This window comes from Streptomyces drozdowiczii (genome assembly GCF_026167665.1).
Lineage (GTDB): Bacteria > Actinomycetota > Actinomycetes > Streptomycetales > Streptomycetaceae > Streptomyces > Streptomyces drozdowiczii_A.
Window position 1 is genome coordinate 1437462 of sequence record NZ_CP098740.1, and the last position, 13597, is coordinate 1451058.

Annotated in this window: 11 protein-coding genes; 4 read left to right on the top strand and 7 right to left on the bottom strand. The window is 70.4% G+C overall.

The features are described from left to right. Positions 1 to 165 precede the first annotated feature (165 nt). The 5 genes from NEH16_RS06405 to NEH16_RS06425 form a co-directional block, all read right to left on the bottom strand. Positions 166 to 1341 carry a Gfo/Idh/MocA family protein gene (locus NEH16_RS06405; protein ID WP_265539998.1) on the bottom strand — a complete coding sequence of 392 codons (1176 nt, stop codon included), beginning with the start codon at positions 1339 to 1341 and terminating at the stop codon, positions 166 to 168. A 39-nt stretch (positions 1342 to 1380) separates the two neighbouring features. Next, entirely contained in the window at positions 1381 to 3021 is a 1641-nt protein-coding gene (locus NEH16_RS06410; protein ID WP_265539999.1) for a hypothetical protein, read from the bottom strand. A 52-nt stretch (positions 3022 to 3073) separates the two neighbouring features. Further along, positions 3074 to 4024: a carbohydrate ABC transporter permease gene (locus tag NEH16_RS06415; protein ID WP_073966252.1), complete on the bottom strand. Its 951-nt coding sequence runs from the start codon at positions 4022 to 4024 to the stop codon at positions 3074 to 3076. Beyond that, positions 4021 to 5031 carry an ABC transporter permease gene (locus NEH16_RS06420; protein WP_276104730.1) on the bottom strand — a complete coding sequence of 337 codons (1011 nt, stop codon included), beginning with the start codon at positions 5029 to 5031 and terminating at the stop codon, positions 4021 to 4023. Before NEH16_RS06420 ends, NEH16_RS06415 begins: the two co-directional genes overlap by 4 nt. Before the next feature lie 432 nt (positions 5032 to 5463). Further along, positions 5464 to 6264, bottom strand: coding sequence for a DeoR/GlpR family DNA-binding transcription regulator (locus NEH16_RS06425; RefSeq protein ID WP_265540001.1), 801 nt, complete (start codon positions 6262 to 6264; stop codon positions 5464 to 5466). 186 nt (positions 6265 to 6450) lie between these two features. On the opposite strand from NEH16_RS06425, the gene NEH16_RS06430 reads away from it, so the two are divergent. After that, a complete protein-coding gene (locus tag NEH16_RS06430; RefSeq protein ID WP_265540003.1) occupies positions 6451 to 7335 on the top strand; it encodes an SIS domain-containing protein in 885 nt (294 codons plus the stop codon). A 72-nt stretch (positions 7336 to 7407) separates the two neighbouring features. On the opposite strand, the gene NEH16_RS06435 is transcribed toward NEH16_RS06430, so the two are convergent. Both NEH16_RS06435 and NEH16_RS06440 read right to left on the bottom strand, forming a co-directional pair. After that, entirely contained in the window at positions 7408 to 7917 is a 510-nt protein-coding gene (locus tag NEH16_RS06435; protein WP_265540005.1) for a hypothetical protein, read from the bottom strand. A 106-nt stretch (positions 7918 to 8023) separates the two neighbouring features. Continuing rightward, the gene (locus tag NEH16_RS06440; RefSeq protein ID WP_343299506.1) at positions 8024 to 10753 is read right to left on the bottom strand and encodes a cellulose binding domain-containing protein; all 2730 of its coding nucleotides are present in this window, start codon (positions 10751 to 10753) and stop codon (positions 8024 to 8026) included. A gap of 286 nt (positions 10754 to 11039) precedes the next feature. On the opposite strand from NEH16_RS06440, the gene NEH16_RS06445 reads away from it, so the two are divergent. Genes NEH16_RS06445 through NEH16_RS06455 form a run of 3 tightly spaced genes read left to right on the top strand, consistent with a single transcriptional unit; the run spans position 11040 to position 13596 of the window. Next, entirely contained in the window at positions 11040 to 11714 is a 675-nt protein-coding gene (locus NEH16_RS06445; RefSeq protein ID WP_265540007.1) for a DedA family protein, read from the top strand. A gap of 14 nt (positions 11715 to 11728) precedes the next feature. Continuing rightward, entirely contained in the window at positions 11729 to 12961 is a 1233-nt protein-coding gene (locus NEH16_RS06450) for a sensor histidine kinase (protein WP_265540009.1), read from the top strand. Beyond that, on the top strand, positions 12952 to 13596 hold the full coding sequence (locus tag NEH16_RS06455; RefSeq protein ID WP_164638970.1) for a response regulator transcription factor: 645 nt from the start codon (positions 12952 to 12954) through the stop codon (positions 13594 to 13596). The genes NEH16_RS06450 and NEH16_RS06455 overlap by 10 nt, the downstream gene beginning before the upstream one ends. The last annotated feature ends 1 nt before the right edge of the window (position 13597 follow it).

Here is a 13597-nt window from a genome sequence, read left to right on the forward strand (position 1 = left end):
GTGACCGTGTGAGACCACTTCGGACCGGCTTCGTCACTATTACGGGATACGGCGCCGTCAAACCGGAAGGGGCCGATTACCCACTGAGCATGGCCGAAAAGAGACGCCGAAAGGTCCCCGGCGCGACCGCGTGGAGCGGTGCGCCGGGGACCATTGGCTCAGCCGTCAGGAACGGACCTGGCCGCGTTCGAAGTACGCGATCAGCTCCGGGTCGAGGGGCGGCACCTCGAAGGGCGCACCGCCCTCGCGCAGGGAGCGGGTCGCGAGGACACCGGCGGCGACGCTCATCCGGGCGGCGACCGGGGAGGTGTCGGTGAGTCCCCCTTCGCGGGCGAAGCGGACGAACTCCTGCATGATCCGGCTGTCGCCGCCGCCGTGGGAGCCCTTGGCCTCGGGCACCCGGTAGGTGATGTCGGCGTCGGCGCGGTAGCCGCTGGGGCCGGTGTTCCAGACCTTGACCTCGTCGCCGGGGCCGTCACCGAAGTTCTCCAGCCGGCCCTCGGTGCCGATGACCGTGTAGTTGCGCCAGTAGTCGGGGGTGAAGTGGCACTGCTGGTAGGCGGCCACGACGCCGTTGTCCAGCTGCATGTTCATCACCGAGACGTCCTCGACGTCCACGATGTGGTGCAGGTCCTTGCGGGCCGTCGGCGGCCAGTCGAACTCGCGCAGCCAGTTCTCGGGGCGCGGGGTGTCCGGCTCGCGGCGCGGCAGGTTCCCGTAGACGAGCAGGTCGCCGAGGGCGTTGACGCGCTGCGTGTAGCCGCCGGCCAGCCAGTGCAGCACGTCGATGTCGTGGGCGGCCTTCTGGAGGAGCAGACCGGTGGTGCGGGTGCGGTCGGCGTGCCAGTCCTTGAAGTAGTAGTCGCCGCCGTAGCCCACGAAGTGGCGCACCCAGACGGCCTTGGGCTCACCGATGTCGCCGCGCGCGATGATGTCGCGCATCAGCCGGACGACGCCCATGTGGCGCATGTTGTGGCCGACGTAGAGCCGGGTGCCGGTCTCGTACGCGGCGCGCAGGATGTTGTCGCAGCTCTCGACGGAGATGCCGAGCGGCTTCTCCACGAAGACCGCCTTGCCGGCCCTCAGGGCGTCGATGGCGATGGTCTCGTGGGTGTCGTCCGGGGTCGCGACGATGATCGCGTCCAGGTCGTCCCGGCCGAGGAGCAGCTTGTAGTCCTCGACCGCGATCTCGGCGCCGAAGCGCTCGGCCTCGCGGCTGCGCACCTCCGGGTCGAGGTCGCAGACGGCGGTGATCGCCGAGCCCTGGCCGGGGTGGTGGGCCGACATCGCGATGGACCGGCGCAGGCCGAGCCCGATGACGCCGAGTCGCAGGTCTGACACGGGAGTCCCTTCGATTGGTGCGGGTCGTGCGGGCGGAGGTTACTTGCCGGCGAGCGACGCCTCGAACTCGGCGCGCATCTTGTCGCCGCCGCCGGAGCGCCACTTGCGCAGCTCGTCCTTGAAGGCGGAGATCGGCTTGCGGCCGGCGACGATGTCCAGCTGGATGTCGCTCATGGCGGTGGTGAGCGACGGGCTCTTGCTGGTGGACGTGTCCGAGAAGTGGCCGCTCGTCGGGTTGGTCTGGGCGATCTTGAGCAGGTCCTCCTGCCAGCCGTGGATCTTTCCGGCCAGCTCGCCCCGGCCCGGCAGGTAGATGTACTCGGGTCCGGCGGCGAGGAAGGCCAGCGGCATCGCCGTGGTGACGGCCTCGGAGTTGCCCTTGGCGGTGAGCTTGACGTCCCCGTCGGAGGTGCGGTTCCAGTGCTTGCCCTCGATGCCGTTGTCGAGGAAGAGGCGCTCCTCCGTACCGAAGGGGGCGGCCAGGTAGTCCAGGACGCGCAGCAGCATCTTGACGCGCTTGTCGTCGGCCTTCTTGTTGATGGCGGTGTAGCCGACGGAGCCGTAGCCCATGTTGTAGTGCGGCGTGGCGCCTTCCTTGGCGGCGAACGGCACGATGACGCCGAACGGGAAGTCGTACGTCTTGGCGTCGACCAGGAAGCTGGGGAAGGACTGGACGTAGGCGCCGAGGGAGCCCTGGGCCATCTTCTCCATGGTGGTGCTGAGGTTGGGGTCCGGCCAGAAGAGCTTGGCCTTGGCGCACCTGACGGCGAAGGCCAGGGCCTCCTGGTACTCCTCCGTCTCGTACTGGTGCGTCAGCTTGCCGCCCTCCAAACGCCAGGCGCTGGGGGCGCCGAACCACTGGGCGAACTGGGCGATGTGGTTCACGTACGCCGGTTCCAGGACGTACTTGTTGCGCTTGACGTCCAGCAGCTCCTTGCCCTTGGCGAGGAAGTCCTCGGCGCTGGTGAACTCGGCGCCGCCGACCGGCTTCCAGAAGTCCTGGTTGACGACGTAGACCTGGCCCATGGAGCCGTAGGCAACGGTGACGCCGCGGATCTTGCCGTTGACGACGGCGGTCTTCCAGGCGGTGGTCGGCAGGTTCGCGAGGTTGGGGTACGCCTTGACCGCGTCGCCCGAGAGGTAGGGGGTGAGGTCGTGGAACTTGGCGTCCAGGAGCTCGGGCACGCGCTGGATGCCCTGGTTCGGCGGGAACCACACGAGGTCGGGTATGTCGCCGCCGGCCATCATCGCGTTGAACTTGGTGAGGTACGCGTCGACGCCCTGGTCCACCACGATCGTCATGTCGAACCGGGCACCGAGCCGCTTGTTCAGCTCCTGCCAGTAGCCGTTCTTGGCCTGCGGCGGGGCGGGGGTGGTGAAGGTCTCGGTGAGGGCGGTGATGCGGCTGCCGTCACCGGGGGTCTTCGCAACGGACTTGGTGAGCTTCTTGGGGTAGCGCAGATAGGTCGCGTCGAGGCCCGCCGCGTTGCCGGCGAGGTCGGCGGGGGCGGTCTGGGCCGCCACGTACGTCGGGAGCTTGAGCTTGGCCGACGCCTTGGCGCCGCCCTTGCCGACCGTGGCGCCGCTGCCGCAGGCGCTCAGGGTCGTCAGACCCGCGACGGTGAGGCCGGCGATTCCCGCGGCGCCCATGAAACCGCGTCGGGACAGGTGGGTGGACATGGGGCTCCTTGAAGTGGGTGGCGTACGGGGCGGTGGTGCGGGGCGGGCGGGGTCAGCCCTTGATCGCCCCGGTGAGGACGCCCTTGACGAAGAACTTCTGCAGGAAGGGGTAGACGCAGAAGATGGGCACGATCGCGATGATCAGCACGGCCATCTGCAGCGAGGTCGCGGGCGGGATCGAGTGGACGCCCATCGCGGAGGCGTTGATGCTCTGCCCGTTGAGGACGTAGCTCCGCAGGATCACCTGGATCGGGAACTTGCTGGAGTCGTTGAGGTACAGCACCGCGTTGAAGAAGCTGTTCCAGTACCCGACGGCGTAGAACAGGCCGACCACCGCGAGGACCGCCTTCGACAGCGGGAGGACGATCCGGAAGAGGACCGTGACCTCGCCGGCGCCGTCGATGCGCGCCGCGTCGTACAGCTCTTCCGGAATGGACTGGAAGAACGAGCGGACCACGACGATGTTGAAGGCGTTCAGCAGCACCGGAAGGATCAGTGACGCGTACGTATCCAGCATGTGGAACTGCTGGACGGCGAGGTACGTCGGGATGATGCCGGGCGCGAAGAGGAACGTGCCGAGCACGAGCAGCAGGATCGGCTTGGCGAGGACCGTGCCGGGGCGCGAGGTGCCGTACGCGATCATCACCGTGCAGGCCAGGCTGAGCGCGGTCCCGATCAGCGTGATGAAGATGGAGACCACGGCGGCCCGGGTGACCACGCCGCCGGACAGGATGACGCGGTACGCCTCCAGCGTCGGGTGGTGCGGGATCAGTACGTAGCCGCCGTTGGCGTTCAGCTCCTCGCGGCCCGCGAGGCTGGTGCCGATGGCCAGGACGAACGGGTAGAGCACGATCACGGTGAGCACGATGAGCGCGAGGCCCTTGGCGCCCTGCCCGTACCAGTGCGGGCGCTCCATCCACGGCGGGCGGCCGTTGGACTTGCGGGGGCGGGGCGTGGCCCCGGACCGGGCGGCGCGCAGCCGGGTCGCGACGGACTGACTCATCGGTACACTCCCTGCTCGCCGAAGCGGTGGGCCAGCTTGTTGGCGGCGAGGATGAGGGCGAATCCGATGACGCCCTTCATCAGTCCGGCGGCGGTGCTCATGCCCCAGTCGCCGTCCACGACGCCGTGGAAGTAGACATAGGTGTCCATCACCTCGGCGGCGTCCGGGCCGACGGCGTCGCGCTGGAGCAGGATCTGCTCGAAGCCGACCGAGAGGATGTCGCCGAGCCGCAGGATGAGCAGCATCAGGATGACCGGCCGGATGCCGGGCAGGGTGATGTGCCAGATCCGGCGCATCCAGCCGGCGCCGTCCATGGCGGCGGACTCGTACTGGCCCATGTCGATCGAGGCGATGGACGCCAGGAAGATGATCGTGCCCCAGCCGCAGTCCTTCCAGATGGCCTGCGCGGTGATGAGGAACTTGAAGGTCCCCGGGTCGGTCATCACGTTGCCGATGCTGACCCCGTGCTCCATGAGGAGCGTGGTGACCGAACCGGCGCCGCCGAGCACCTGCTTGAACATCGCGACGACGACGACCCACGACAGGAAGTGCGGCAGGTAGACGACGGTCTGGATGAACCGCTTGATCTTCTCGCTGATGAGCGAGTTCAGCAGCAGGGCCAGGGCGATCGGCGCCGGGAAGTAGAGGAGGAGCTGGATCGCCGTGATCTGGAGGGTGTTGGACACCGCGCTCCAGAACTCGGGCTCGGCCAGCAGCGCGGTGAAGTTCGCCATCCCCACGAACGGGCTCTGCTTGAAGCCCAGGAACGGCTGGTAGTCCTGGAAGGCGATGACGTTGCCCGCGAGCGGCAGATAGAAGAAGAGGACGAAGTACAGCACGCCGGGCAGGCAGAAGAGCAGGAGTGCCTTGTCCCGCTTGAGGCGCTGCCGGAGCGGCTGCCGTATTCGGTTCTTCTTGCCCTTCCTCCCCGCGGGGCGTTCCGCGTCTTCCGGGTCGCGGGGCTGCGGCACGGGCGGCCGCGCAGCTGTGACCGGCGTGTTTGCCATCGTCACAGGCACCTCCAGGGCTGATGGAGCGAGAGAACGTCCCGCATACGTGAAGGGCGGCGCGCGCTTCGGGGAAGCGCGGCCGATGCTCCTTCGCGGCGACAGGCACATAGTTCACGACCGTGCGGCCATATGGCAAGAGTTGTTCATTTCGCAGAGGTAACGAACATCTATGGGCAGGCAAAAGTCGCACCATGGGGCACAACGAGGTGTCACAGATACGGCAATCGCCGCATAAGGGGCGCTTGGCGACGGCGAAATGGGACCGGAATGCACTGTTCCTCCGTCAAAACCAGCCCCCTGGTGCGTGGTTGTGCGTGAACATGCACAGTTCACGCACGGTCCGGCGCCTCGAACCGGTTTGGACGCGCACGGAGAAGCGGGCCGCCGCGCAGTGTGCGCGCGGCGGCCCGCTGGGGGTACGGCGAGGGGTCAGACGGCGATGACCGTGACGCCGGCCTCGGTGAAGCGGGCGGACGCCTCGGGGGCGATTCCCCGGTCGGTGACCAGGAAGTCGACCAGGGAGAGGTCGCAGACCCGGGCGAAGGCCCGCTTGCCGATCTTCGAGGAGTCGGCGGCGACCACTACGCGCTGGGCCTGCTGGGCGAGCAGCCGGTTGATGCTGGCCTCGCCCTCGTGGTGCACGTACGCGCCGCGTTCGGTGTCGATGGCGTTGACGCCGAGCACGGCCACGTCCAGCGTTATCTCGCCGAGCACCCCGCTGGCCAGCGGGCCGGTCAGCTCGTACGACTGGGGCCTGGCGACTCCGCCGGTGACGACCATCTTGATCTGCGGGCGGATCACCAGCTCGTTGGCGATGTTGAGGGCGTTGGTCACCACCGTCAGCGTGGGCTGCCCCGACGCGCCGCCGGCCCCCTCGCCCACCAGGTCCGCGCGGACGGCGAGCGAGCGGGCCACCTCGGTGATGGTGGTGCCGCCGGTGAGGCCGACCACCTCGCCGACCGCGACGAGTTCGGCGACGGCGCGGCCGATGGCCCGCTTCTCCGGGGCGTTGCGCCCCGTTTTGTACCGGAGGGCCAGCTCGTAACTGACGCCATGGGCGATCGCGCCGCCCCTGGTACGGGTGAGAAGCTGCTGTTCGGCGAGCTGGTCCAGGTCGCGCCGGATGGTCGCGGCCGAGACGTCCAGCGTCTTCGCGGCGTCCTCGACGTCCACCCGGCCGTGCTTACCTACGAGTTCCAGCAGTGCGTTCCACCGGGCATCCCTGGACAAGACGGTTCTCCTCACAGGTCCGGGCTGCGGGCGCCCATCCCCTTGGGCGCGATCACCGGACAGGGCGCAAGCGTCGCACAAGGCTCCGGCGAGTCAAGCCCCGTGCACGCGGAATGCTTGATAATGCTCGCTCATCGCGGGTAGCGTGCGTAAACGAGCATCCCACCACCACAACGGAGTGCAAAAGTGTCATTTGTCGAGATCGAGATCGCCAGTCAGCCGGAGTGCTGGCGCCGCGCAGCGGAGCTGGCACCGAGTCACGCGGCCGCGCTGCCCGCGGCCGGCGAGCGCGTCGCCGTCGTCGGCTGCGGCACCTCGTTCTACATGGCTCAGGCATACGCCTCGCTCCGTGAGGAGTCCGGGCAGGGCGAGACCGATGCCTTCGCCGCGTCCGAGTTCCCCACCCGCCGCCGCTACGACCGGGTCGTCGCGCTCACCCGCTCCGGCACCACGACCGAGGTCCTCGAACTCCTCGACCGGCTGCGCGGCACCACGCCCACGGTGGCCATCACCGCCGACCCGGAGACCCCGGTGATGACGGCCGCCGACGCGGTCGTCGTCCTCGACTTCGCGGACGAACAGTCCGTCGTCCAGACCCGGTTCGCCACCACCCTGCTCACGCTGCTGCGCGCGCACCTCGGTCTGCACACCGACGCCGTGGTCCGGGACGCGGAGCGGGCGCTCGCCAAGCCGCTGCCGGAGGGCCTGGTGGACTGCACGCAGTTCTCGTTCCTCGGGCGGGGCTGGACGGCGGGCCTCGCCAACGAGGCGGCGCTCAAGATGAAGGAGGCGTCGCTGTCCTGGACCGAGTCGTACGCCGCGATGGAGTACCGCCACGGCCCGATCTCCATCGCCACCGACACGACCGCCACCTGGATGTTCGGCGCCGCGCCCGAGGGGCTGCGCGAACAGCTCCTGGAGACCGGTGCCCGCTGGGTGCAGAGCGATCTGGACCCGCTGGCCGACCTGATCCGCGTCCAGCGCCTGGCCGTCGCCCGCGCCACCGCCCGCGGCCTCGACCCGGACGCTCCGCGCCACCTGACCCGCTCGGTGGTCCTGGCGGACGCCTGATGCCGCACCGCGCCTCGAACGCCGGCCGGGCTGACATTCAGCCCGGCCGGCGTTCGAGGCGGAGGGTCCCCGTCAGGACTCCTCGAAATGCGTGTCCAGGATCGCGTCGAAGTTCTCGGTCCACTCCTTGAGGCTGCCGCGCGACGGCGCCTCGACCTCGCCGTTGAACCAGCGCTGGGACGACAGGTGGACGGTCACGGTGAACCGGCGGCCGAAGCGGGCCGGCTTCAGCTCGACCGCGCCGATCTCGTCCCAGCCGAAGTCCGCCTCCTGGTCGTCCAGCGTGAACCGGACGCCCCCGGGCCCGGCCGAGATCGAGCCGCGCCGGTCGCTCACCTCGAACGAGGGCCCCTCGGCGGCCTCTTCGTCGGTCTCCTCCTGCTCCTCCTCGTCCTCCTCCTGCGCCACCGGCACCTCGTCGGCCGGCTCGGGGACGGCGTCCGCGACGGCGGGCTCCTCGGTGTTCTCCGGCTCCTCCTCCACCGCTTGCGCGGGTCGGGGGGCCGTGAGACCGGGGATGTACGCCGGGTCGGTCCCTGCGGCGTACGCGGGCTGGGTCTTCGGGTCTATGCGCTGCTCCACGGCGGGCAGTATGGCCGACGAACCTGTACGGGGCCAGTAAGAGCGGGTCGGGGGACGGACCCGGCCGCCAGGTCCGTCCCCCACGCGCGGGGCCCCGCGCCCCGCGTCAGCCGGTGGCGCAGACCTCGTCGCCCAGCGAGAAGGCGTCGGGGGCCGTGTTGCCGCCGGTCAGTGTGCCGGTGAAGCCGAAGCCCGCGGACGCGCCCGGCGCCACCCGGCCGTTCCAGGAGACGTTGGCGGCCGTCACCTTCGCCCCGTCCTGAGCGGCCGTCGCGTTCCACATCTGGCCGACCTTCTGACCGTCCGGGAAGGTCCAGGCGAGCTTCCAGCCGTTCAGCTCCGTGCTGCCCGTGTTGGTGAGGGTCACATCGGCCTGGAATCCGCCGGACCACTGGTTGGTGACCTTGTACGTCACCGAACAGGCGGCGTCACCCGGGTCGGTGCCGGGATCCGTACCCGGATCGGTGCCGGGATCCGTGCCCGGGTCGGTGCCGGGGTCGGTGCCGCCCCCGTCCGAGGAGTCGCCGTACATGATTCCGCGCCCGTTGGTGGACACGTACACCCGGCCGAAGACGCGCGGGTCGCCCGTGATCGCGGCGCCGGTCCAACCCCACTGGTGGGCATCGTCGTTGATGCGGGTCCAGGAGGCCCCCGCGTCGGTGGAGCGGAAGATGCCGCGCACCCCGCCGATCTTCGCGGAGACGAACAGCGTCCGGTACGAGGCGCCCGCCGCCGCCTTGCCGAAGCCGACGGAGTCCGCCTCGCCGACGCCGCTCAGCCGGGTGAACGTCGCCCCCGAGTCGGTCGAGTGCCACAGGCCGTACGCGCCCGTCGCGGCGCCGCCCGCCAGCCAGATGTCGCCCTCGGTGCCGGGGACCGCCTTGAAGCGGACGTTGCCCTCGGTGGGCAGGCCGCTCGACGCCTTCGCCGTGAAGGTCGCGCCGCCGTCCGTGGAGACGTAGAAGGTGCCGGCCTTGAACCCGTAGAACTTCTTCGGGTTCTTCCGGTCCGACTCGACCGTCGCGCCCTGCGGTATCCCGGTGGACGCCGACCACGAACTCCCGTACCCGGTCGTGTGATGCACCCCGGCGCCCTCGGGGCTCCAGACGAAGCCGCTCGCGTCGGCCGCCGCCGCGACCGTGCCGCCGCCGGTCACCCCGGACGGCTCGGAGCCCTGGAACCAGTTGGAGCCGTTGTCCGTCGAGAAGCCGATGTGCGGCGCGGCGTCGGCGCTGCCGACCCGGACCACCGTGTTCGGGCTGCTCTCGGCGAAGTCGATGCTCGTGGTGGAGGTGAGGTTGGGCGAGGTGAACATCATGTCCGGCACGGCGTCGAGATCGGTGTGCCGGAAGCCCCCGATGTCACCGAGCGCGCTGAGCAGCGGCGCCCCGGACGGCGGGCTGGCCAGGTCGTTGACGGCGGTCTCCTCCAGGCCCTTCACCATCGGCGTGATTGTGAACTGGCTGCCGGAATCCCAGTTGGTGAGGTTCTCGGTGCCGTAGATCGTCGCGCCGGTGCCGTACATCATGCGGTTCGAGTCGAACGGGTCGATCTCCAGCGCCTCCGTCATCCAGCCCAGCTTGGGCGTGGTCTCCGGCGGCGTCGGGTTGGCGCCCCAGGTCAGCCACGGCACCGAGGAGACGTCCTGGGTGAAGCGGTTGGAGCGGTTGGGGTAGCTGGTGTAGTCCCACGCCTGGGTCCAGGTCGCGCCACTGTCCGTGGAGCGGAAGATCTGGGTGTCGGGCCACCAGGAGCTGTACGCGGTCGCCATCACCGTGCCGGGGTGCTGCCGGTCCACGGTGAGCCCGCTGAAGCCGTAGTAGGTGTCGGCCTCGGCGACCGGGCTGACGTCCTTCCACTCCCCCGTCGCGGTGGTGTACCGCCAGATCCGCCCCTTGCCGCCGTCGTACGGGCCGCCGGTGTCGCTCAGGGTCAGATAGAGGTAGCCGTTGTCGGAGTCCAGTACGCCCTTGTGCGCCAGGTATCCGGTCGGCTGCCCGGCGATCCGCGACCAGGTGGTCCCGCCGTCCGTGGAGCGGTAGACGGTGTTCGCCTTGTCGGCGACCCCGACGTAGATGTCCTGGGTGGCGCTGCCCCTGCTGCCGCTGCGCTCGTCGAACGTCACCCAGACGATGCCCTGGTTGTCGTTGCCGTAGCCGCTGGTGTCGGTCGGGTCCTGGGAGTAGTTCCCCGGATTGGGGAAGGCCGTCACCTCGGACCAGGTGGCGCCCGAATCGGTGGACCGCCAGAGGCCGTTGCCGCTCGGTGCGCCGAGGTAGAGCACGGAGTTCTTGTTCGGGTCGATCGCGAGGCGTTCGCCCATGCCCCGGCCCGGCATGTTGCCGCCGAGCTTGAAGGGCAGGGTGCTCGCCTTCCAGGTCGCGCCCCGGTCCGACGAGCGCAGTACCGCGCCGTTGGTGGGGTCCCAGTCGTTGGTGTACGTGCCCACGGCGGCGTACACCTTGTCCGGGTCGACGGAGTCCGATGCCAGGCTCACCACCCCGGTCCAGCCCCAGTGGTCCCAGTCCACCCAGTCCAGCAGCGGCTTCCACTGCTTGCCGGCCTGGTCCCAGCGGTAGGCGCCGCCGATGTCCGTGCGGGCGTAGGCGAGGTTCTTCTCGGACCGGTTGAAGACGATCCCGGGGACGAAACCGCCGCCGTCGATACGGACGTTCTTCCAGTCGTACGTGTCCGCCGCGAGGGACACATCGGATGCCTGGGCGGACGCGGTGGCGCCATGGTCTCGCGCCGACGCCGGCGCACCGGCGGCGAAGAGCCCGGCGGTGAGGGTGAGTGCCGCCACCAGGGCGGCGAAGGGTCTTGCGCTTGTGCGCACGGGAACGTCTCCTCCGAACAGGACCGCCGACAACGGCGGTTAAGGGCGTGAACGGATGTGGGAGCGCTCCCATTTCGCGTCCCGATGGTAACGGCGCCGCCCCTCCGGGAGAAGAGAACGCGCAAGGTTCATCGGATGACTAGGGCGCGCCACCCTCGACGGGGGTGTTTGCGGTAAACCGCACCCCGGACGGCGGCGACCCTCATACCGGCGCGGCCCCCCGATTCCTAGCGTGGCCGGGAGCCGGGGCAGGGTGCCTCGGCTCCCGGCCGTCTGGAGCCCCTTCATGCATCCCGTCCCACTCGCTCTGCCCCAGGAACCCGCCGGAGGTTTCGCCGGCTGGGCGGCCGACCTCATCGACACCCTCGGCGCTCCGGGGGCCGGTCTGGCCATCGCCCTGGAGAATCTCTTCCCGCCGCTACCGAGCGAGGTGATCCTGCCGCTGACCGGGTTCGCCGCCGGTCAGGGGGTGCTGTCGCTCGCCTCGGCGCTGTTCTGGACGACGCTCGGCTCGGTGGCGGGGGCGACGGTGCTGTACTGGATCGGGGCGTTGTTCGGGCGGGACCGGGTGCATGCGCTGTGGGCACGGCTGCCCCTGGTGAGGGCCGCCGACCTGGAGCGCACCGAGGCGTGGTTCCTGCGGCACGGCACGAAGGCGGTGCTGCTGGGCCGGATGGTGCCGATCTTCCGGAGCCTGATCTCCGTACCGGCCGGCCTGGAACGCATGCCGCTTCCGACGTTCCTCGGGCTGACCGCGGTGGGCAGTCTGGCGTGGAACTCCGTCCTGGTGATGGCCGGTTACTGGCTCGGCGACCAGTGGGACACCGTCGGCGACTACGTCGGCGTGCTCTCCGAGACCGTGCTGCTGCTGGTCGCGGCGGCGCTGGTGCTGTACGTCGTCGTGCGCGTCCGGTCACGCGCGGCGGCGGGGCGGGCCAGGCACCGTCGGGGTGCCGGATGAGCGGGACCGGCACTATGGTTCGCCAGGGCCCCGGCGAGAGAACCCCGGGCCGCGAGGCGGAGGGGCGGGGCGCGGTGCTGGAGGTCTCCCCCGGGGTGCCGGGCACGTCCGGTCACGGCCCGGCAGCCCGGCTGTCCCGGGTGACGGGGACGCTCCTCGGCTGCGCGTCGGCCCTCGCCGGGCTGGTGTACTTCGCGGTGGCCGGGACCCTCCTGGGGCCGCTCCTGCTGTGGCCCCGCACCAGGGTCGCCGCGCACCGCCTCCTGGTCGCCGGGGCCAGAAGGCTGGCCGAGGCGGAGCGGTGGCGCCGGTCCGCCTTCTTCAGCGACCTGTTCCCCGCGCACCGCGCCTCCGACGAGCAGGTCCTGCGCTATCTGGCCGGCCGCGTCTCCTCCGGGCTGCTGTGCGCGGTGGTGACCGCGCTGCTCGGGTTCGGCCTGGTGCTGGCCGGGCTGCTCGCGGTGGGCGTGGCCCGTGGCACGCTCGGCTGGGGCGAGTTGCCGGCCCAGGTGGCCCTGGGCTCCGTACTCCTCTTTCTCGACGTGCAGGGGCTGTTCTCGCTCGCCTCGCTGGACGCCCGGCTCGCCCGGGAGTGCTTCGGGCCCGACGACCGGGAGTTGCTGCGGCGGCGCATCGGTGAACTGGCCGCCAGCCGGGCCGCGGTGGTGCGGGCGGTGGACCGGGAGCGCCGGCGGGTCGAGCGGGACCTGCACGACGGGGTCCAGCAGCGTCTGGTCGCGCTGGCGATGCTGCTGGGCCGGGCCCGCCGCGCCCGGGACGCCGAGCGCGCCGACGCGCTGCTGGAGCAGGCGCACCGGGAGGCGGGCGAGGTGCTAGCCGAACTCCGCGAAGTCGCCTGGCGGGTGTATCCGACGGCGCTGGACAGCGTGGGTCTGCGGGAGGCGCTGGGCGGGGTCGCGGAGCGCTGCCCGATCCCGGTCCGGGTGGCGTACGAGGTCTCCGGGGAGCTGCCGGCGCCCGTGGAGACGGCCGCGTACTTCGTGGTGTCCGAGTCCGTGAACAACGCCGCCAAGCACTCGGGCGCCGAGGGCATCGTGGTGAGCGTGGCGCGAAGGGAGGGCGTGCTGGCCGTGTGCGTCCAGGACGACGGGTGCGGCGGCGCGGACCCGGAGGGCGGCGGGCTCGCCGGGCTGCGCGGCCGGGTCGCCGCGATCGACGGCATGCTGGACGTCCACAGCCCCGCCGGGGGCCCCACCACCGTGACCGCGGAGCTGCCGTGCGTGTGATTCTCGCCGAGGACTCGATCCTGCTCAGGGAAGGCCTGGTCCGTCTGCTCACCGAGGAGGGCCATGAGGTCCTGGGCGCGGTGGGTGACGCGGAGTCGCTGCTGTCGCAGGTCGCGGCGCACGCGCCGGACGTCGTCGTCACCGACATCCGGATGCCGCCCACGCACAAGGACGAGGGGCTGCGCGCGGCGGTGGAGATCCGGGCGCGGCGGCCGGACGTCGGCGTGCTCGTGCTCTCCCAGTACGTGGAGCGGAACTACGCCGCCCGGCTGCTCGCCGAGAACGCGGAGCGGGTCGGGTATCTGCTCAAGGACCGGGTGGCGCAGGTGGAGGAGTTCCTGGACTCGCTGGAGCGCATCCACGCGGGCGGGGCCGTCTTCGACCCGGAGGTCGTACGGCAGTTGGTCATCCGCAGCACGCACGGTGATCCGCTCTCACGGCTGACCCCGCGCGAGCACACCGTCCTGGAGGCGCTGGCGCAGGGCCACACCAACGCGGCCATCGCGCGGAAGCTGCACATCTCGCTGAGTGCCGTCGAGAAGAATCTCAACGCCGTCTTCGACAAGCTGGGTCTCGCGCACACCACCGGCTACAACCGGCGCGTCCTCGCCGTGCTGCGCTATCTGGAGGCGTGAG